Annotated in this window: 17 protein-coding genes; 4 read left to right on the top strand and 13 right to left on the bottom strand. The window is 58.5% G+C overall.

The window, feature by feature from the left end; translation table 11 throughout:
- Positions 1-126 precede the first annotated feature (126 nt).
- The 7 genes from K1X12_RS16830 to rfbC all read right to left on the bottom strand — a co-directional run bounded on the left by K1X12_RS16830 (position 127) and on the right by rfbC (position 7,181).
- Positions 127-759, bottom strand: a complete 633-nt coding sequence (locus K1X12_RS16830; protein ID WP_225908017.1) for a hypothetical protein — start codon at positions 757-759, stop codon at positions 127-129.
- Between the two features lie 160 nt (positions 760-919).
- The gene (metK, locus tag K1X12_RS16825) at positions 920-2,098 is read right to left on the bottom strand and encodes a methionine adenosyltransferase (RefSeq protein WP_304608263.1); all 1,179 of its coding nucleotides are present in this window, start codon (positions 2,096-2,098) and stop codon (positions 920-922) included.
- A gap of 27 nt (positions 2,099-2,125) precedes the next feature.
- Positions 2,126-2,983 (bottom strand): formyltetrahydrofolate deformylase, encoded by an 858-nt coding sequence (purU, locus tag K1X12_RS16820; protein ID WP_220988750.1) that lies wholly within the window; start codon positions 2,981-2,983, stop codon positions 2,126-2,128.
- 20 nt (positions 2,984-3,003) lie between these two features.
- On the bottom strand, positions 3,004-4,413 hold the full coding sequence (gene ahcY / locus K1X12_RS16815) for an adenosylhomocysteinase (RefSeq protein WP_220988749.1): 1,410 nt from the start codon (positions 4,411-4,413) through the stop codon (positions 3,004-3,006).
- Positions 4,414-4,595: 182 nt separating this feature from the next.
- Positions 4,596-5,471 carry a glucose-1-phosphate thymidylyltransferase RfbA gene (rfbA, locus tag K1X12_RS16810; RefSeq protein WP_220988748.1) on the bottom strand — a complete coding sequence of 292 codons (876 nt, stop codon included), beginning with the start codon at positions 5,469-5,471 and terminating at the stop codon, positions 4,596-4,598.
- Between the two features lie 69 nt (positions 5,472-5,540).
- The gene (gene rfbB / locus K1X12_RS16805; RefSeq protein WP_369426173.1) at positions 5,541-6,596 is read right to left on the bottom strand and encodes a dTDP-glucose 4,6-dehydratase; all 1,056 of its coding nucleotides are present in this window, start codon (positions 6,594-6,596) and stop codon (positions 5,541-5,543) included.
- Between the two features lie 21 nt (positions 6,597-6,617).
- On the bottom strand, positions 6,618-7,181 hold the full coding sequence (gene rfbC, locus K1X12_RS16800) for a dTDP-4-dehydrorhamnose 3,5-epimerase (protein WP_220988746.1): 564 nt from the start codon (positions 7,179-7,181) through the stop codon (positions 6,618-6,620).
- 171 nt (positions 7,182-7,352) lie between these two features.
- Here rfbC and K1X12_RS16795 point away from each other — a divergent pair, with 171 nt between their 5' ends.
- Positions 7,353-8,423 carry a glycosyltransferase gene (locus K1X12_RS16795; RefSeq protein ID WP_220988745.1) on the top strand — a complete coding sequence of 357 codons (1,071 nt, stop codon included), beginning with the start codon at positions 7,353-7,355 and terminating at the stop codon, positions 8,421-8,423.
- On the opposite strand, the gene K1X12_RS16790 is transcribed toward K1X12_RS16795, so the two are convergent.
- Positions 8,420-9,241, bottom strand: a complete 822-nt coding sequence (locus K1X12_RS16790; protein WP_220988744.1) for a glycosyltransferase — start codon at positions 9,239-9,241, stop codon at positions 8,420-8,422. The two genes, K1X12_RS16795 and K1X12_RS16790, sit on opposite strands and share 4 nt — an antisense overlap.
- Positions 9,242-9,329: 88 nt before the next feature.
- On the opposite strand from K1X12_RS16790, the gene K1X12_RS16785 reads away from it, so the two are divergent.
- Positions 9,330-10,982: a sulfotransferase family protein gene (locus K1X12_RS16785; protein WP_220988743.1), complete on the top strand. Its 1,653-nt coding sequence runs from the start codon at positions 9,330-9,332 to the stop codon at positions 10,980-10,982.
- A 30-nt stretch (positions 10,983-11,012) separates the two neighbouring features.
- Here the strand turns inward: K1X12_RS16785 and K1X12_RS16780 are convergent, their stop codons facing one another.
- Positions 11,013-11,708 carry an FkbM family methyltransferase gene (locus tag K1X12_RS16780; protein WP_220988742.1) on the bottom strand — a complete coding sequence of 232 codons (696 nt, stop codon included), beginning with the start codon at positions 11,706-11,708 and terminating at the stop codon, positions 11,013-11,015.
- Between the two features lie 174 nt (positions 11,709-11,882).
- Between K1X12_RS16780 and K1X12_RS16775 the strand changes: the two genes are divergently transcribed.
- The gene (locus K1X12_RS16775; RefSeq protein WP_220988741.1) at positions 11,883-13,274 is read left to right on the top strand and encodes a hypothetical protein; all 1,392 of its coding nucleotides are present in this window, start codon (positions 11,883-11,885) and stop codon (positions 13,272-13,274) included.
- Positions 13,271-16,609 (top strand): exostosin domain-containing protein, encoded by a 3,339-nt coding sequence (locus K1X12_RS16770; protein WP_220988740.1) that lies wholly within the window; start codon positions 13,271-13,273, stop codon positions 16,607-16,609. Before K1X12_RS16775 ends, K1X12_RS16770 begins: the two co-directional genes overlap by 4 nt.
- Here K1X12_RS16770 and K1X12_RS16765 read toward each other — a convergent pair.
- The 4 genes from K1X12_RS16765 to K1X12_RS16750 are packed head-to-tail and all read right to left on the bottom strand — an operon-like array spanning position 16,606 to position 20,709.
- Entirely contained in the window at positions 16,606-18,657 is a 2,052-nt protein-coding gene (locus K1X12_RS16765; RefSeq protein WP_220988739.1) for a glucosyltransferase domain-containing protein, read from the bottom strand. The genes K1X12_RS16770 and K1X12_RS16765 overlap by 4 nt on opposite strands.
- On the bottom strand, positions 18,657-19,622 hold the full coding sequence (locus tag K1X12_RS16760) for a glycosyltransferase family 2 protein (RefSeq protein ID WP_220988738.1): 966 nt from the start codon (positions 19,620-19,622) through the stop codon (positions 18,657-18,659). Before K1X12_RS16760 ends, K1X12_RS16765 begins: the two co-directional genes overlap by 1 nt.
- Positions 19,619-20,020: a GtrA family protein gene (locus tag K1X12_RS16755; protein ID WP_220988737.1), complete on the bottom strand. Its 402-nt coding sequence runs from the start codon at positions 20,018-20,020 to the stop codon at positions 19,619-19,621. The genes K1X12_RS16760 and K1X12_RS16755 overlap by 4 nt, the downstream gene beginning before the upstream one ends.
- Positions 20,017-20,709 (bottom strand): class I SAM-dependent methyltransferase, encoded by a 693-nt coding sequence (locus K1X12_RS16750; RefSeq protein WP_220988736.1) that lies wholly within the window; start codon positions 20,707-20,709, stop codon positions 20,017-20,019. The genes K1X12_RS16755 and K1X12_RS16750 overlap by 4 nt, the downstream gene beginning before the upstream one ends.
- Positions 20,710-20,714: the final 5 nt, after the last annotated feature.

The raw sequence follows: 20,714 nt of genomic DNA, 5'->3' as shown, positions 1-20,714 counted from the left end.
CCCCCTCCGCCCTTCGGGCACCTCCCCCGCGGGCGGGGGAGGATCGGGTTGCACTTCGCTGACGCGGAGCGCGTTTATCCTCCCCCGCGCGTCAGGGGAGGCGTTGAGCGCTGGCGAAACGGGGGGCTAAGAGCTGTTGAGTCCCGCCCATGCCGCAGGGCGCGCTTCTTCATCGAGGCGCAAGATCAGCGCGTCGGTCCATGGCGCGAGGCGGCGGAGGATGTGGGCCGGGACGGGAATGTCTTTCAGGCTTGCGCCTTTCCGTCTGCGGAGGAGGCGGGCGAGGCGTTTGGCATGTTTCTCGGGATCATTGAGAACGAGCGCGAGGCGGCGCGCGGCCTCCAGCATCATCGCCCATTGGAGGAAGGGCGGGTCTGAGCTTTCGGATTGGGATGACCTTGAAGGCGCGCAGGCTTCTTCGATGAGGCGGAAAAGCGGGTCGCGGCGCGCTTGGAGTTTCCCTGGAGTTTCGTTGGAGTTTTTTGCGGAAACGCCAACGAGGCGTTCCGGAAGCATGATCTCGGCGGCGAGGACATGGATGTAGCGACGGATGAGGGCGGCAGCGGCGGCAAGACGCGCGCGGGCCTCGCTGGCGATGCCGGTGAAGTGTTCGGGCACGACCGTTCGCAGGAGCTGGCGCAGGGCGCCGAGCACGGCGGCGATGCGGGTCCAGAGTTCCGGGCGGGGCATGTGATCGAACATGCCTGCGAGGATGGGGGAGACGGGAAGCCGGGCGGATAAGGTGCACCGCGAACGCAACAGGCCATCTTCCGGGTTTCGCCAGAGGCGAAGACCGGGCTTCAGTGAGAGCTTTGTTTTGTCGGGCTTTCTGGGTCCCGGACATTTGCTTCGCAAATTCCGGGATGACGGACGGAGGGGGTGGACAGGGCGGGAGTTATCCCGCCCTGCCTGCCGGTGTTCAGTTCGCCAGACGCTTGAGTTCGTCGACGAGGTCGGTCTGTTCCCAGGTGAAGGTACCGGCGTCAGGCACGCGGCCGAAATGTCCGTAGGCAGCCGTTGGGCTGTAGATCGGATTGTTCAGCTTCAGGTGGGTCCGGATCCCCTTGGGCGACAGGTCGAACAGGTCGCGCAGGGCCTTGGCGATGCGGGCTTCATCCGCATTGCCCGTGCCATGGGTGTCGACATAGATCGAGAGCGGCTGGGCGACGCCGATGGCGTAGGAGACCTGGATCGTGCAGCGGTTGGCGAGGCCCGCGGCGACGATGTTCTTGGCGAGGTAGCGCGTGGCGTAAGCGGCCGAACGGTCCACTTTGGACGGATCCTTGCCGGAGAAGGCGCCGCCACCATGGGGCGCTGCGCCGCCATAAGTGTCGACGATGATCTTGCGGCCGGTGAGGCCTGTATCGCCATCGGGGCCGCCAATGACGAAGCTGCCGGTCGGGTTCACATAGAACTTGTCTTCCGGCGGGAACCAGCCCTCTGGCAGGACTTCCTTGACGACCGGGCGGATGATCTCGCGCAGCTCGTCCTGGCTGACGCCGGCCTTGTGCTGGTGGGACACAACGACGGCGTTGACGCCGATCGGGCGCGAGCCTTGATATTGCAGGGTGACCTGGCTTTTCGCATCAGGTTCCAGCTGCGGGTTCTTGCCCGAATGGCGCAGGGCCGCGAGCTTCTGCAGGATCTGGTGGGAATAGACGAGGGTGGCGGGCATCAGCTCCGGCGTCTCGTCCGACGCATAGCCGAACATGATGCCCTGGTCGCCGGCGCCTTCTTCCTTGAAGAGGCCTTGGCCTTCTTCCACGCCTTGGGCGATCTCGGCAGATTGTCCGTGGACATGGTTTTCCACGACCATGTTCTGCCAGTGGAAGCCGTCCTGCTCATAGCCGATCTTCTTGACGACAGCGCGGGCCGCTTCGTTCATCTCTTCAGCCGTGACGACAGCGCCGTTATTCGTGCGTACCTCGCCGGCGAGGACGACGCGGTTGGTGGTCGTCAGCGTTTCGACGGCGACTTTCGAGGTCGGGTCCTTGGAGAGGAACAGGTCGACGACGGCATCGGAAATCTGGTCGGCAACCTTGTCGGGATGGCCTTCCGAGACGCTTTCGCTGGTGAACTCATGAGACTTCAGGGGCATTTTTGGCTCCTCTTGGAAACGGATTGCCTATCTGGCGAATACGACCGTGCGGCCGGAATTCAGGAAGATGCGGTGTTCGGCATGGGCCTTGACCGCGCGCAGGAGGGCAATGCCCTCGATATGGCGACCGGTTTCAACCATGTCTTCTGGGGTGAAGGTGTGGTCGATGGCTTCGGTTGCCTGGGAGATGATCGGGCCTTCATCCAGGTCCGCGGTGACGTAATGGGCGGTGGCGCCAATGACCTTGACGCCGCGCGCATGGGCCTGGTGGTAGGGCTGGGCGCCTTTGAAACCGGGCAGGAAGGAGTGGTGGATGTTGATGACGCGGCCTTCATGGCGGCGGCAGGCATCCTCGCTGAGCACCTGCATATACCGGGCAAGGACGACCAGCTCCGAGCGTGTCTCTGCGATGATCTCGTCGAGGCGGGATTCGGCGGCAGGCTTGGTTGCCGCGCTGACCGGCACATGAAACCAGGGCAGGCCCCAATGCGCGAAGGTGGGCTTCAGCGTGTCGTGATTGGACACGATGCCGGTGATCTCGATGGGCAGTTCATTGCGCCGCGCTGCATAGAGCAGCGTGTTGGCGCAATGGTCCGACTTCGAGACCATCAGCAGGGTGCGGAGCTTTTCTTCCGATGAGCGGATCTGCCAGTCGGCCTCAATCTCGGCGGCGAGGGGCGCCATGGCCTCTTTCACCGCGTCGAGCGAACCGCCATTGCCCGGCGGCGTGAAAACCAGTCGCGCAAAGAAGCGGTTGGTCTCCGGATCGCCGAAGGTGCGGGAATTCACGATGAAGCAGCCATGCTGCTCCATGAGCCGGGCGAGGCCTGCAACGAGGCCTACCCGGTCCGGGCAACTCAGCGTAAGGATGAAGGTTTGCGACAAGGCCTGTCCCCGCGTGCCGATCAATAGCGGTAGTGATCGGGTTTGAACGGGCCTGCGGTTTCCACGCCGATATAGGAGGCTTGCTCGCCCGACAGCTCGGAGAGTTTGACGCCAAGCTTGGCCAGGTGGAGGCGGGCGACTTTCTCGTCGAGATGTTTCGGCAAGGTGTAGACCTTGTTGGCGTACTCATCGCCCTTCGTCCAAAGCTCGATCTGGGCGAGCGTCTGGTTGGTGAAGGAGGCCGACATCACGAAGGAGGGGTGGCCGGTTGCGTTGCCGAGGTTCACCAGGCGGCCTTCGGACAGGAGGATGATGCGCTTGCCATCCGGGAAGGTGATCATGTCGACTTGCGGCTTGATGTTCGTCCACTGAAAGTTTTTCAGGCCGTCGACCTGGATCTCATTGTCGAAGTGGCCGATGTTGCAGACGATCGCCATGTCTTTCATGGCGCGCATGTGATCGACGGTGATGATGTCCTTGTTGCCGGTGGCGGTGACAAAGATGTCGAACTGCGGGGCGGCGTCTTCCATTGTGGTGACTTCGTAGCCGTCCATCGCCGCCTGCAGCGCGCAGATCGGGTCGATCTCGGAAACAGCGACGCGGGCGCCTGAGCCGGAGAGGGACGCAGCCGAGCCTTTGCCGACATCGCCATAGCCGGCAACGAAGGCACGCTTGCCGGCCATCATCACATCCGTACCGCGACGGATCGCGTCAACGAGGGATTCCTTGCAGCCGTATTTGTTGTCGAACTTCGACTTGGTGACGGAGTCGTTGACGTTGATGGCCGGGAAGGGCAGCTCGCCGCGCTTTTCCATCTGGTAGAGGCGGTTGACGCCCGTGGTGGTCTCTTCCGAGACGCCCTTGATGCCGGCTTTGGTCTTGGCGAACCAGCCGGGGCTGGCGGCCATGCGCTTGCGGATCTGAGCGAAGAGGATCTTTTCTTCTTCCGAGCCCGGATTGTTGAGTACGGAGGCGTCGGCTTCGGCTTTCTCGCCGAGGACAAGGTACATCGTCGCGTCGCCGCCATCGTCGAGGATCATGTTGGGCGCGCCGCCATCATGCCAGTGGAACAGGCGGTCGGTGTAGTCCCAGTACTCTTCCAGGGTTTCACCCTTATAGGCCCAGACGGGCGTGCCATTGGCAACGATGGCAGCGGCGGCGTGGTCCTGGGTGGAGTAGATGTTGCACGAGACCCACTGGACATCGGCGCCGAGCGCTTCGAGCGTCTGGATCAGGACGGCGGTCTGGATGGTCATGTGCAGCGAGCCGGCAATCCGGGCGCCTTTCAGCGGCTGGGACGGTCCGAACTCCGCGCGCGCCGCCATCAGGCCCGGCATTTCCGTTTCCGCGATGTCGAGCTCCTTGCGGCCGAATTCGGCGAGCGAGAGATCCTTCACGAAATAGTCCTTGGGGAGGGCTTTGGCGGGCATATCAACGATCCTTTATATGTTGATCACGCGGTATCATGCAGACTGCCGGGGCGCAAGGTTTGGTGCGCTCAACGCGCAGCGATTTCCCCTTCCGCCGGCCCGGTAACTGGCAAGCCGGGAGTTGATGGCGCGCGCCATGACGGGGAAATGTGCGGCTGAGCCATCCATTTCAGGTTGCCGGATCAGTCGCGATAGGGGCCCTTGAGCAGGCTGCGCAGGTATTCGCCGTACTCATTTCTGTAGCCTTCAGAGAGTTTCTCCAGCTGGGCATCGTCGATGAATTTCTTGCGCCAGGCGACTTCTTCGGGGCAGGCGATCTTGGTGCCCTGGCGCTTCTCGACCGTCTGGACGAACTGGGAGGCCTGGATCAGGCCATCAAAGGTGCCGGCATCCAACCAGGCAGTGCCGCGGGCGAGGCGGTGGACCTTCAGATCCCCGCGTTTGAGGTAGGCTTCATTGACGGAGGTGATCTCAAGCTCGCCGCGCGGCGATGGCTTGATCTCGCGGGCGATGTCGACCACGTCCTTGTCGTAGAAATAGAGGCCCGTGACCGCCCAGTTGCTGCGCGGGGTGGCCGGCTTTTCTTCCAGCGACAGGGCGGTGCCATCGGGCGCCATCTCGACGACGCCAAACTCCGACGGATTATTGACCTGGTAGGCCAGCACAGTGGCGCCGGTTTCGAGCTTGCCGAAGCGTTCGAGCTCGCCGCCCAGGCCGGCGCCGTAAAACATGTTGTCGCCAAGGGCGAGGGCGCAGGGATGGCCGCCGATAAAGCCCGCGCCGATGAGGAAGGCGTCGGCCAGCCCCCTGGGTTCGGGCTGCGGGGCGTAAGTGAAGTTCATGCCCCAGTCTTCGCCGGTGCTCAGGAGGCGCTGATAGGAGGGCAGGCAGTCAGGCATTGCAATCACGAGGATCTCGCGGATGCCGGCCAGCATCAGCGTGGTGATCGGATGGTAGATCATCGGCTTGTCGTACACCGGTAGCAACTGTTTGGAGACGCCGCGCGTGATCGGATAGAGGCGCGTGCCTTGCCCACCAGCCAGAATGATACCCTTCATCTTCAATCCGATCCTGCAAATACCTGAAGTTCGCCTGTTTCAGCACGCATCTTTAATTGTCCAGAGGGGCTAGCGCTGGGGCGCCAAGCCGAGGCGTTCGCCGCTATAAACCGAACTGCGAAGCGGCTCCCACCAGCTCTGGTTGTCCAGATACCACTGCACAGTCTTGCGCATGCCGGTATCGAAGGTTTCGCCTGCCTTCCAGCCCAGCTCCGCTTCCAGCTTGGTGGCGTCGATCGCGTAGCGGAAGTCATGCCCCGGCCGATCGGCCACGAACTCTATCAGCTCCCGATATTTCCGGCCCGCGGGGCGCAGCTCGTCGAGCAGGGCGCAGATGGTCTCCACCACTTCCAGGTTGGTGCGCTCATTCTTGCCGCCGATATTGTACGTGGCGCCGGGATTGCCCCTCTGGGCGATGGCCCACAGCGCGCGGACATGGTCTTCCACATACAGCCAGTCGCGAACGTTTGAGCCATCGCCATAGATGGGCAGGGCCTTTCCATCCAACGCGTTAAGAATGATCAGTGGAATGAGTTTTTCCGGGAAATGGTAGGGGCCGTAATTGTTCGAGCAATTGGTAACGATGACCGGCAGATCGTAGGTTCTGTGCCAGGCCTTGGCCAGATGATCCGCAGCAGCCTTGGATGCCGAATAGGGCGAGGAGGGATCATAGGCGGTTGTTTCACTGAAGAGGCCATCGACGCCAAGGGAGCCGTAAACCTCGTCCGTGGACACATGCAGGAATCGGAACCGGGACTTCTGGTTTCCAGTCAGGCGGGCATGATGGGCGCGGGCCGCTTCGAGCAGGTTATAGGTGCCGTTAATGTTGGTCTGGATAAAGGCGCCCGACCCGAAGATGGACCGGTCGACATGTGTTTCAGCGGCCAGATGCAGCACATAATCGGGCTGCTCGCTTTCAAAGATGCTGGCCATCGCTTCCGCGTTGCAGATATCCTCCTGGATCAGCCGGTAACGTGGTGAGGAGGCGACCGGCGCGAGGGAATCCAGGTTGGCGGCATAGGTGAGTTTGTCGATGACCGTGACCGACGCGTCCGTGTCTGCGATCAGATGGCGGACGAGCGCAGAGCCAATGAACCCGGCGCCGCCCGTCACGATAATCTTCACTGGCTCGGCAGGCGCGGACATTCAGGCTCCATCATATTGGAAATAAGCGGGCAAATCTGACAGCAGAGGGTGCGTGGTGTCTTTCCCTGAAAGGATCGGCGGATTTCCCTGAAGCGGCCATTCGATCCCGATTGAAGGATCATCCCAGGCAAGGCCGCGATCATTCGCCGGATCGTAATAGGTGGATACTTTGTACTGCACTTCGCAATTGGCTGTCAGTGTGCAGAAGCCGTGTGCAAAACCTGTGGGAACATACAGCTGATGGCCGTTCTGCTCCGTCAGCTCTGCGGTGACATGGGCGCCAAAAGTAGGCGAGCCCTGACGCAGATCGACGGCAACATCGAAGATGGCGCCGCGCGTGCAGCGGATCAGCTTTGCCTGCGCTGAGGCGCCAATCTGGAAGTGCAATCCGCGCAGCACGAAGGGGGCATCCGACAGAGAGTGATTGTCCTGAACGAAGGCAGCTGTGACGCCATGTTCACGATAGCTGCTCTCACGATAGGTTTCACAGAAATAGCCCCGTGCGTCGTTGAATCGACGGGGTTTTATCAGGATAATTTCCGGAATGGACTGGGGGAAGAACATGGGATTTTGGTTCACGGTTCCGCAGGACTGCCCTCATGCAGCAAGGCTGCTGACAGGTCGCCAAGGTGGTGGGTATTGTCAACCCGAGAGCCGACTTGTTCTCTTCCCCGCGCGCCCGAATTAGCGCAGGAGGGGCTGTGGGAATGGCAGGAATAAGAGAGACTTAACCATATGCAGAAGTTCGCCATTTCCGTGCCCGTGGGCGCGTGGCATCCGTTTTTGCCGCAAGCGCTGGCCAGCCTGAAAAGCCAGGGCGCTGGCGTGGCAGTTGCGCTGCTGGACGCGTCCGGCGATGCGCGGGTCAAAGCGGTGGCAGATGACAATGCCGACTGGCTGGCTTTTCGCCGGCACGGCCCCGACAAGGGGCAGTCGGATGCTATCCTGGAAGGCTGGGCAAACCTTGAGGGGGACTGGCTTGGCTGGCTGAACGCAGATGACATTCTGATGCCCGGCGCGCTGGCGCAGATCCGGGCCGCGCATGCGGCTGATCCTTCGCTGGAGGTGATCTACGGGCATAGCACTATTCTCGATGATAGCGGCGCCATGACGGGATACCACTTCAATGTGGAGCGGCCCGGCGATCGGCTACTGCAGGCCGGGATCATTTCGCAGCCATCCTGCCTGTTTTCCCGCGCTGCCTATGACCGCGCGGGCGGACTGAACCGTGACCTGCACTACACGATGGACTGGGATTTGTGGATCCGTCTGTATAAGGATGGAGCGAAGTTTGGTTTTGTCGATGCGCCGATCTCCATGGTTCTCTGGGCGGCAGGAACGAAAACGGCTTCCCTGAACAAGCGCCGCCGCGCGGAGCTGAAAGCGCTGATTTCGCGCCATGCGCCGGAGGCTGCGCGCAAGGCCGTGTTCCGGGATTTTGCCATCCACGCGATAATTGACATGATCTGGCCCGATAGCCTGCGCCAGAAGGTGATCCGGCGCCTGCGCGGAACGGGGCCATCAGTTTACGGCATCGGCGCGGATGGGCGCATGGCGGAGACAGTCCGGCTGGTGCTAGCCCATTATGCGCCGCAGGGCCGGGCGGGGGTGTCGCTGAAGTTTGATGGGGATGCGACGGGGCTGAATGTGACCGCCTCTCTGCCGGTCAAACAGATATTGGCAGCCGGGCAGGGCATGGATTTGATGCTGGAAACACCCCTTGCGCCGGGCGAAACGCTGGAGCTGTCGCTCTCCCGCGCGGGGGGCGGAGAGCCGGTCTATTTCCGCCGGGCAGGCTGGATCTAGCGCCTGGCGGCAAGCTCGGCATGGAGGGCGGCGTCTGCCGCGTCCATCTGGTGCAGGGCGCCGATTGCCGACCAGGACCGGAAAGCGCGTGTCATCAGTCGCGCAAGCCGGGGATGGGGGAAGGGCGCGCCGGTTGCGCGCACTTCATCGGCATACTGGTCTGCGCCGCCAACAGATAGATTCCGGCCATGGAAGCGAAACCCGGCCAGCGCCGTGGGGATCACGCTGAGGCGGGCATGTTCGGCCAGACGCCGCCAGAGCAGAAAGTCTCCGGCCAGGCGCATCCCCTCGATTTCCGCGCGCTGCGCAGGGGAAAGGCGCTGGAGCAGGCCCGGCGTGAAGAACATGCTTTCCTGCTGAAGATTGCCCAGAAACCCCCCATGGAACCAGCCCTTGCGGATCCAGGCGCGCGGGTATCGGCCATAGGGGCGGATATAGCGCAGCCGCCCGGCTTCGTCCCAGGCGCCGGGGAGGCCGGTGATCCAATCTGCGCCGGTAGCGGAGGCATGGGCCACGACGCTGGCGAAGGCCCAGCTTGTGTAGAGATCATCGCAGGCGAGCCAGGCGAGGAGGTCTCCTGTAGCCAGATCGAAGCCTTTGAAAATGGACGGATAAAGCCCGAGGCCCGGCGCCTCGACCAGGCGGGCGCGGCTGTCCTGCCCGGTCCATTGTCGCGCGATGTCTAGGCTGCCATCGGTGGAGCCGCCATCCACGATGATGTGCTCCCATTCGGCATGGGTCTGTGCCTGCAGGCTCGCGATCAGATCCGGCAGGAAGCGGGCACCATTCAGGAGCGGCGTGACAATGGAAAGTTTCAAGTCCTCTCCTCCTGACAGGGGTGGGCCGGGGCGCGGCTTGCCAGAGCTAACCGCGCGCGGGGTGGAAATCCATCGGAATATCCGGCACATGCAGGGGCTGAGATTTATTGAAGGGCGCACGCAATTGGCACGTTTTCACTGGATGATCTCCGGCGTTGGCCGGTCTGGCACGACGATGGCCTACAGCGCCCTGCTGGGCGCGGCGCGCGCCATCGCGCCTGACACCCTTGGCCGCTACGAGCCTTTTCTCTGGGGGGCGCCTACCTGGGACAAGTTTCCCGAGGAGTTTGGGGATGCCTTTTCCCAGACTGATTCCATCAGTGCCACGGGCCTTTATGCGCACACCCAGTCGCCCCTGTTTTTGGATGGCAGCCATCCGGTGCACGATCAGTTCATCGACGAAATTCTGCCTTCCGGCACGCCGGTTGTTGCCAAGGTGATCCGCGGAGCAGGGCGCCTCAGCGCCTTTCTCGAGCGTGATCCCGATCTGAAGATCGTTCACCTCATCCGGAATCCTCTGGATGTCGTGAACTCCGCGTTGCTTTATTTTTCGTTCTTTGGCGGGGAGTTCCACCCTTCCGATGAGGCGCGTTTCAACACGGAGGCAGCGGTGCGATTCGCCGGCAGCCATCGGCCTACCGCTGACCTCACAGAGGTCGAGCGGACGCTGGACTGGTGGCGTTTCATGAATGAAGCGGCGCTACAGTCCGCCAGCCGGTTTCCAGGCAGGCTGAAGATTGTGCCCTACGAAGAGCTTATGGCCGATCTGCCGCGGGTGATGGGCGAGATCGCCAGTTTTCTGGGCGCATCGACCGAGCTGATAGATCCGGCGAAACTCGAAGACAAGGTCGGGCCCATTACCAACTGGATCAGTCTGCGGGCGGTGGACCGGGACGCGGTCGCGCCGTTCGTCGACAGCTATTTCGGCGATGCCCGCATATTCGGCGCCGCCAGGAATATCGACATCCCTCAGATCAAGGCGCGGCTGCTGGCGAAGTATGAGGCCTGCAAGCCGGGCAAGCCCTATGTGCCGCAACTCGCGCCCAATCTTGCGCCCACGCGCGTGAGAAACATTGCCAATGCCGCGCGGGCAGAAGCGGAAACATCGCGCGCAGCGGGGGAGAAGCAGGCGGCTTTGATCGTCAGCAAGGTTTCGGAGGCAACACGTACGGATCTGATGGAAACACTCGGTCCCCTGTTGGCCAAGCAGTCCGATCAGATCGAGGCAGCGGCGAATTCTGCCCTGCAGAGGGATGTGGGGATCGTGGCGCTGACGGCCGAGCTCTCCGGCAAAGCGAAGGAAATCGAGGAGCTAAAAGCAGGGTTGACCAGGCGGGACCGCAGGATCGCGGACCTTGAAGCAAAGCTGACAGAGAGCCAGGCAGCCGCGAAATCCGCCGACAATGACGTGCAGGCGCTCAAACAGCTCAACAGCCGCTTGCGCGACCGTGTTTCGAGCCTGCAAGAGCAGCATCGAACGGATGAGGGCGCTGTGGAAAAACTGCGAAAGGAGCAAAAGGAGCAATCCGAAAAGCTCCGGAAAACGGAAGCGCGCCTGCGAGAGGTCGCCAGTGAGAAGGAGCGTTGCCGCATACAGCTGACAGAGCTGGCAGCCATCCTGGCGCCCAGGATGCGCAATGTCATGACTCTGGCGCCGGTTCGGTATGTTCTGCGTCAGCGCCAGGCGGTGAAGGCCGGACGGGTTCTGATAGATGAGAATGGGGTTCCCGTGCCGAAATGACCGCGCGGGGCGCTGACCATTTGAGGAAATTTACTTTGGATCGTAAGCGTTCCATTTCGAGATATCGAAACCGTCCCGATAGATCTCGAGCTTTCTCTCCAGAATGATATCCGTCTTTACAAAGATCGCATCCATCTGGATGAGCCGATTATTGTAGTAGCAAATGTCAACCAGATCGAAGAGCTGGAAACCGTGCTTTCTTATGGCCTCTGAACGTTGGTAGAAGTTAACTGGGCTGGTTTCGATACAGATGACGCTGCAGTCTTTCAGCGTGTTTTCCGCGCCCTTTAGGATCTCGAGTTCTGCGCCGTCCACGTCAATCTTCAGGAGGTAGGGCTTTGCCAGATTACGCTCCGCAACAAGCGTATCAACCTTGCGCTTGGGGACGGTGCGGTAACTACCTGCGATGGTTTCATCCTCAGTCATCCGCGCGTGCGTAATATCAACGCCGTCCCGCACGGAGCTCGTTCTCATCAATGCCTCACCGTCCGAATCGGACGCTGCAACCTTGATCAGTTCATAATTGACCTTGTGTTTGTCGTAGGTGGCGCGGATTCTATCCTCGAATTCAACAATCGGCTCAATGAGGATCTGTGGCACGGTTCCATAGGCATGAATGAGTTCGTATGTCGAAGATAGAATGCCGACGTCTATTACTGTTTCAACAGGTACGCCCATCTCCTTGAGGACACGAAAGGAATGCGTTTTCAGCGGATGTCTCTGCACGTCTTTTTTCCCCCTTAGAAAGTTAAAGACCATAATATCCTCTTGGAATTCTACCTTGATACAATTAGCTCGTTCTCGCTATTGATAAGTGCCTTGTAAAGCAATGGAACTGTTACGGGTTCATGTGAACCTGAGGCATGGTGGAAGCCGACCAGAAAGTGTGGAGTTGCCAGGATGCATGTCCTCGTTGCCATTCAGGGCAAGCAGTATCAAGGCAGTCTTCAGCCCCTGATTTCCGCCTTCGGGGAGCGGGTGGTCAATGTGTCACCCATTAGTGTCGATGGCGCCACAAATGCCGATCTTTTGGAAAAATTCCGGCAGCAGCTGAAAGCGATTTCCAGTTCAGCCCTCTTTGTCACGCAGGCGACAAAACCCTGGGCCATGTTCGAGATTTTGCTGTCTGAAGATCCGGGCCGGCGGTGTCTGATTGTTTATGAGCCCGCTGCTGTTGGGATCGCGCGTCGGATGGAGGCAGGCGAAACGGCAGCCGACGCGGCGGAGAACTGGCTTCGGGAAGGGAGAGGCCTGTTGGAATTTGCCAAGGCCAATCAGCAGCGAACGATCCTGATCCGGATTGATGAAGCGCTGGCGGCGCCCCGGGACATGCTGCAGGCCTGCGCGGACAAATTCATGTTTGATCTGGCTGACCTGAGCGGAAAGCCGCTCGGCAACGTATTGCCCCAGCCTGTATACAGATTGCTGGGCGGCGCTCTCGCCAATCAAATGCCTTCTGTTCGAAGCTTGGAGGATAGCCTCAGCGCCATGGCGCTTCCCCTTGCCTCAGCTGCGGAGTGGCGGGTTGGCGAGTTGGATCAAGTGGCTGAAAAATACCGCTTACTGATTAAAGACCAGGAAATCCTCCAGCGCACGAAGGAAGAGGCGGCCGCGATGCGCCAGGCCGCCTTTCTGGCAGAAAGGGCTGCGCAGGATCTGCGCCGACAGATAAAAGCCTCTCATGAAAGCAGGGGCGCCGAAACAGACCCCCTGGACAATCGCGCGGCCCATGTAGCCGAGCTTGAGGCGGAAGTTGCGCAGCTTCGGGATATCTTCTCCGACATTCAGGCTCTCGCAGAAACCAAGACCGCCGAGGCCACCTCCCATCGAATGCGCGCACAGAATGTCCAGGCAGACCTTATTCAGGCCAGGGCCGAGTTACTTGAGGCGCGTTCAGCAACAATATTGGCTCCGCCAGCGGCGTCGGCGGCCCCCCCATCTCCAGCAAGGGGGCTCCGCCCGCGCATTGAAAAGCCGCCGGCTGCAAAATCGCGATTCAAGCCGCGGACCTGGCTCAGGCTTCAACAGGAGGCAAGGCTGGTCGCCGCATCAGGCCTTTTCGATCGCCAATGGTATCTCGAAAAGAACGCGGATGTCAGAACAGCGGGTGCCAACCCGGCGCTTCATTTCGTCCGGTATGGTGGCCAGGAAGGACGGGACGCCGGGCCCGAATTCTCGTCCCGCCGGTATCTGGATGACAATCCGGATGTTGCGCAGGCCGGTATCAATCCGCTTGTCCATTACCTGCGGCTTGGAAAAGCTGAAGGCAGAAAGATTCATCGATCCGAATGACCACATTTCCCACACGCATTTGTATTGTCACGCCTTGTTTCAATGCTGCGGCAACGATCGACCAGACGATATCCAGTGTCCTCAATCAGGCTGGCCCGTTTGAAATCGACTATCATGTCCAGGACGGGGGATCGACAGATGACACCCTTGAGCGTCTTGAGCTCTGGAAGCGGCGCATCGAGGAAGGGCAGTGGCCATTGTTCTGCAAGGCCATTCGCTTCACGTATGAAAGCGTGCCGGACAAGGGTATGTACGACGCAATCGCACGAGGCTTTTCGAAATTCGAGTTCGCGGATTCGGACTGGCTGACCTGGATCAACGCCGACGACATGCTGGCGCCGGGCGCCTGCGCCTTGATGTCACTCATCGATGCGGACCCGCAGAAAGGCGAAATAAGTTGGGTGGCCGGAACGGCGACAATAATCAGTGAGGGGAGTATAGTAGGCCAAGCTGATAGGCGAATGGCGTCAGCTGTAATCAAGCAGGGCCTTTGCGATGGCAAACATTGGGAGTTTGTTCAGCAAGAAGGAACTTTTTTCAGGGCATCGCTCTGGGCGACAATAGATGCTGGACATGATTTTTCTTCGTTTCGTTTGGCGGGAGACTGGAATCTCTGGAGAAAATTTGCCCAAACAGAAGAGCTTTTTCAGGTCGGCTATCCGTTGGGACTCTTCCACGAGCGGGAGGGGCAACTCAGCAAAGCTCAACGGGATGCATATATGGCGGAGATCTCCGGCATTATAGCTGACGAACAGCGAGCTCAATGTCTAGTCGGGCTGATTGGTCGCGAATTAAGCCAGAAGCGCCTATCCGTGGATTTTGCTAGCCGAACTCTGCGGACAACAGAGCGCGATCTGTCCATGCACCTCAAGCATCGGTTGATTGTGAGGTTTGGCGATGTAGAGGCAAAACGTCTTGAGGCAGAGTATAAAAAGGGGGCTCCGAAGGTCCGAGTGGATGTCGCCAGGGTTGCTGGATTTATTGTCGACGATCAAAGTCCCCCTGCAGGTATCACCGGCCCAAAATCTGAATTCATCGCGTATAACGCCGAATGGCAATTCCCAGCCATTACCGAACTCTATGCCTTTTCAAAAGCGCGCGAGCTGCTGCCCCGGGTGAAGGGCGTTTGTTATCTGGCCTTTCCTTGGGCAACCTTGTTTGATCAAATCAATTCAAAGTTTGATCGGGGAAGCGGTCTTGCTGACTCGTTGGCCAAACTTCGCGTGGCAGAGCGCGGCTGCGACTACGTGGTTACTGTATGCCAGCACATACACATGCTTCAGTATGCCGATTATTTGACGCAATCTGGTGTGACCGATGTATTCTGGTCGCATGCCGATATTGGGCAGGATGAGATCGAAACTTCCTCCGGAAAGAAACTTCGCATTCACCCATTTCCACTGTATCCGGTTCAATGCATTGATTTGCCGAGTCCGGACTTTAAAAGGCACCGTCCATATTTGTTCTCATTTGTTGGAGCAAAGAGCAATCAGTGGTATCTTACACAGTCGCGGAACTGGATTCTAAAAAAGCTTTCGGGGCATCCCCGCGGTTTCGTGACGGGCAAGGATGGGTGGCATTACCAGAAGATAGTCTATGATTTGCAGATCCGTCAGTCTGCGACAGACAGCGCCGGCCTGGTGGACGAAGAGGCCAGCAACGCTTTCCGCCAATTGTTGCAGGATAGTGTCTTTTCGCTTTGTCCATCAGGGTCGGGACCAAATTCCATCCGGCTTTGGGAGTCCATTGGCGCTGGCGCTATACCGGTTATCCTCGCCGATACTTATAAAGTGCCGGGGGATGAGGCGCTTTGGAAAAACGCCGCGGTTTTTTGCCGTGAAACGCCTGAGGATATTGCGGCGTTGCCCGGGCGTCTTGAAGCCATCGCTGCCGATCCGGCCCTGCTGGCGAGTATGCGTGCGCATCTGGCGCAGCTCTGGATGCTCTATGGGCCAGAGTGTTTTGTTGCTGATATACAGGACTTTTATCTGGAGGTGGCGAGCCGCGCGCACGCCAAGACGGAGCAAGGGCCACCGCTTCATCAGTTGGCGGAAAATATTGCGTCTTCAGCGTCTCCGTCGGACCATGATTTGGTCAGTTTCCTGAAACTGTGTGTCGGACGTTTGGCGCTGGATTCCAGTTCCTTTGCTGCCGCTGTGAGGCAAGACCGTATCTTGCAAGGCGCGGCTGAGTGCGCGCTGATGCGTTGCTCGGATTCAAAGCTTGCGGCGAAGGCGGCTCAAATGTGGGTGGCCGCCGGATTGGACCTTCCGGAACAGAGCGAGTCTCAAACGCTGCGTGTGGCGCGCTTTCGCCGGCCACAAATTCATCTCTTCGGTCGGCACGGCAACCGTACACCGATGTATTATGCGCCCTATCGGCGTCTCTTTGAGCAGCGCGTGGATTATCAGGATGATATCTGGAAGGCCGATGTTGTCGTGACCGGTTTCGACACGGATTTCAGAGGAGAGGCCGCTGAGCTTGCGCAAAAAGCATCGGTCCGACCGGAGATGAATTTTCTTGTGGTGTCGGAAGAACCCCTCTGGGACACCGTTTGGAGTGGTGTGCTCGATAAGCAGATGGGGCATGCTGGGGCTGGGGAACTGAAAATTGCCTATTCAGTTGTCAATCACGTGAATTCCAATGTCTTTGCGTTTGAAAAGCTACCCTACTTCATAACCACGGAAGACAAATTTTTTGCGCGTTATTCCCGGCTGTTCCAGAGAAATGCAGCGCTGAGCGCTGAGGAGATTCTCTCCCGGTGGCAGAGCGCTTCAATCCGGTCTGCATTCTATGCGGAGCGCCGCCTGGAAGACCGGTTCGACCTTTATCGGCCAGAGCTCGGTGTTCGCGGCCTATGCGCCTGGCGCACACGCCTTGCCGAGGCGGTCTCGCGCGGCCCGGTTGTCCGTGTAGGGCAGGGATGGAATCCCAATGCCGTGCGCCGGCAAAGTCTTGTGGACTGGCATCTCGACAAATTGTCGGCGCTGGATCAGCGGGCGCTCATTGTGTCTGGCGTTGAGAACACCCACCATCCGGACTACATCACGGAGAAGGTGTTCGATGCCTTCGCTGTCCTTGGTGTGCCCCTTTATTATGCGGAGCCCCGCCACAGGCTGCACGAAGTGTGCCCGGAGGGCGGGTTCCTCAACCTATATGGACATTCCGAAGAAAGCGCCGCCGCGATGATTGATGGTTTCGAGCCTGACCTGGAATTCGCCCGCGCCTATCTCGCCACCCAAAAGACGCTCGCCCACCTCTTCAGCGACCCGGAAACCCTAAACCGCGAACGCGGAAGAGTGGTGTCCGAGATCATGAAAGAGATTGCAGGCTAGTCTGCTGAATCAGTATTCCGGATCAACGCTGCAGAGTTGATCCGGATGCGACCATTATTCGCTTTTCCGTCAGGGGAATATGGGCCGTGGAAGCCCAAATGAGCGCTCGTCGCGCTGTCGGGGGCGACAACGGCCCTTTCGAAAGAAAATGTACCATCCGCATTCGCCTGCGCGACGGCCTTGCGGCCCGCCTCGCTAGACCACCAGCCAACCACTTTGCCATCTGCATCCAGGAAGACAGGGCCGACAGCAAACGACAGCGGCACACCATTGTTTCCTGCATCAAGGATTTTCCCCGCGTAGGTCAGTATGAAACTTTCTCCCGGCGATACATCGAGTGCTTCAACGGATATGCCGCCCTGGCCAGACGAAAAGTCCAGGCCCTCAGGTGTAACACGTATGCTTGGCGGGCCACCGCCAATTGATCTCCACCTGTCCGGGAGCGGCGTAAGGTTCAGGGAGCCTCCCTCTACGAACTCGACCGGCGTCCCTTCGACGGTTTTGGTGGCCTTGGGATTCTCCATGAGCACAATAATACGATCGCCTGATATAAATACAGAGGAGGGTGCGGGCCATGGCTCGCGACCGTCGAGTATGCTGCTTTGAGATATTTCGGCATACTTGGCCGAGTATCGGGGGTCGGAGGAGGATTGCTGGAACTTGATCCGGGCACCAACCAGACGAAACGCATCTTCATCGACCCAGCGATCTGTAACTTCGCCATAATCCATGTGCCCATCGCCCGCCCGGTCCACCTTCCAGCCGCCCGCTGTCATCAGCTTGTATCTGAAGGACGAATATCGTCCGATGCGGATCAGATCATAAGTACGATTTGGGTCGAATGTGTCGAGTTGCTCTATGCGTGCTAGAACGCGGTTTGCTATGGCCAGATCGTGAGCTTCACCGCGTGTCAGTACGCTTTGACGAACCAGATCTGCCTGAACCATTGTCATGATCAGCACACCGGTGGCACCAACAATGCAAAACCGCAGAACGCCCGGACGCCAGAACAGGAACAGAAGCACGGCAAACGAGAAGGCGTGAAGATAAGCAAGCGCGCCGTTATATCTGTACTCGAATATTGATCCGGTCGGATCGGAAATGAGGAAGATTGCCTTCGACGAAATGATTGCGCCAATCCACAAGCCGATTGTAATCACGGCCTTCAGCGGAGACCGCCATAAAACTACTGCGGAAAGGGCAATCGCGGCGGTAAGTGCGATCAGAAGGGATATCTTGAGCGGCGCCAGCATGTCCGGCTGAGTGATCCACAGATGCTCGAATGCGGAAACGGACACGTATCTGACCCGTTCGATTGCGTCGGAAATGCTGTCGAAATTCAGTGACTGGGAGGACCCGACCTTGAAGTATTTCAGGCTCAGAAGATAGCCAACTCCCCCGAGAGCGGCCCCGATTACTCTCGCGGTCAGGATAATGCACTGAGCACGGATTTCCACATTGTCCGGATTTCCGCGCGTAAGCAAGAATGACGCAATTGGGGCAGTAAACGTCAGTATTCCGAATAAGGATATGGAAGCCTGATAGCTGGCAAGCGTCAACAAGACGAGAAGTGCACCCGCCGCTATCCGCCAGATACTCCATCTGTCCATGACAAAAACAGCAAGTACCGCAAACAGGTGTGCGACGAAGAAGAGCGGTGCCATGAACGAGTAGTAAAAATACGCCAAGTTCATCGGGAAAACGAGAACAATGGCGAACACAATAAAACTGTCGAGCCGGGTACGGCCCAGACGCCATATGTGCGATGCAATTAACGCCGCCAGCGCGCCGAGCGCGATTGAGAAGGCCGGCATAACAACGGGAACGTCAGCATCATAGTGAAGGTGGCCAAAGAACGTACCTAGCCACCGGCCATTTCCAATCTGCTCGTTCTCATGGAGCCAGGGCAACCTCAGCGCGTGGTTGCCCAGGGGGTGTTGCGCGATAAAAATGAAGTACGCAAAAACAGCAATCCCAATCGCCCATAGAAGGGGCGACTTGCGTTCATCGCTGAATATCTGGGCAATCTGTTCCCGGACGGACATCATCAGGGGCGGGTCCTTACATCGACAAAGTAACGAGGGCGATCTTTGATCTCGATATATATCTTACCAATGTACTCTCCGATCAGACCGATGGACAAAAGCTGTATTCCTCCCAAGAATGCGACCATGACCATGATCGAGGTCCAGCCGGCAATCGTGGCACCAGAAATGCTAGCAAAAATTGCGACTATTGCTGCAATAAAGGATAAAAACGACACACTGGCGCCGGCAAGAAATATCATGCGCAATGGGCGGGCAGAAAACGACGTGATGCCCTCCCAAGCCAGAGAAAGCATTTTGCGTAGGGGATATTTTGATTCCCCGGCGAACCGTTCCGAGCGGTCATATTCTACGGTTGCGGTTTTGAATCCTATGAGCGGCACTAGCCCGCGAAGGAAAAGGTGCACCTCGCGATAAGAACCCAGCGCCCTGACGGTTCTGGCGCTCATAAGGCGGAAATCGGCATGGTTGAACACCACTTCGACGCCCATCACGGAGAGGATTCTGTAATACGCCTCTGCGGTGAACCGTTTGAACCGCGTATCCGATGATCGATCAGCGCGCACGCCATACACAATGTCGACTTTATTATCGATATGTTCGCGCACCATCTTTTCGATGACCGAAATATCATCCTGCAGATCTGCGTCTATGGATACAAACACATCCGCGCTCGCCTCCATCAATCCCGCGAAAACTGCGTTCTGATGACCACGGTTTCGAGACAGTTTAAGACCTTCTGCGCGTTCAAAGCGCGACGCCACTCCTTCGATCAGCGCCCAGGTTTCATCCTTCGATCCATCGTCCACGAATAGAATAAAACTGTTGGCGTGAACCAGGTTGGCGGAAACAAGGCTTTCCAAGGCGCTAGTCAAGCGGGCGGCGGACTCGGCGAGGACTTCCTTTTCGTTGTAACATGGCACCACAACGCAAAGAGTTGGCGCCAAAAATTCGTTTGGCGTGTTCACGGATCAGAACCCCCATCTGATGGAAAAACAAAATACTTCATGCCGGCAAAATTTATGACGGCGTAGGTTGCGACACCCGCCAGTTGTGCAATTGCCGGGTTAATCTTGATGAGCTCGATTAGCGCAATCACGGTGACCAGGTTTGCTCCGTAAGCTGCCAATGCCAGAATCAGGAAGGGCGCTATGTCTTTATGAGCTGATCCCGACCTGCGCTCGAAGGTCCAGAACCTGTTCAAGGCGAAGCTCAATCCCAGGCCCGCAGCATATCCGACCATATTGGCGAACACATACTGCACGCCGGCGGCCATAGCCAAGTAGATGATTGCGAGCCCAAAGCAGGTGTTCGCTATGCCGGAGGCGGCAAATCTCATCAATTGAGTGGCAAGCTTGCTGCTCACGTTCGGGCCGACAGGCTGTACTGGCCGCCGAGGGGAAGCCATTTCATAGCTTGTTCAAGCGGCCGCATGACTGCAAGAGCCGATGGAAAGAATATGCGGTAATCGGTTTGGGGTGGTTCAAAGCCGGCTCGGCGAAGCCGTTCAGCCATTGTGGAGGATTTGATCAGGATAGCATTTTCATCGAAAGGGCAGGTGTTCACCGCACGGACAGTCAACGGGTTGAAGGGGTTATGCTCGAACAGCATAAATAGTCCCCCAGGCCTTAAAACACGACGGATCTCGGTCAGCCATTGGTGATGTTCGTCAGGGGCGATATGATGGAATACACAGGCCGTAAACGCCAGATCTATCGAGTTGTCGTCCAGCGGTAGTTTATCATCTGAGATATGAACCAGTTTGGACAGGCCGGGGTATTTCGCCCCTAGGAATGACAGGCTCTTTTGGGAGACATCTGCCGAAATTTGCTCCGCTTCCGGAAAAAACTCGGCAAAAAGCGGAGTTGAGGCCCCAATACCTGATCCGAAATCCAGAATCTGCTTCGGTTGAAGGCCCACCCGCTTACAACGTTCGTGTGTGTCGGCGATTTTGTATCTGGCAAAATACTCCGGTCCTTCGCCAGTGACCGCAATATTCTCGCGCATCATGCGTTCATAGTGCTCGGCATACTGGTCAAATTCTGCCTGATCCACGACTA

It is taken from the genome of Hyphomonas sediminis, assembly GCF_019679475.1.
In the GTDB taxonomy this organism is placed as follows: Bacteria; Pseudomonadota; Alphaproteobacteria; order Caulobacterales; family Hyphomonadaceae; genus Hyphomonas; species Hyphomonas sediminis.
This window is presented reverse-complemented; position numbering and strand designations above follow the sequence as displayed.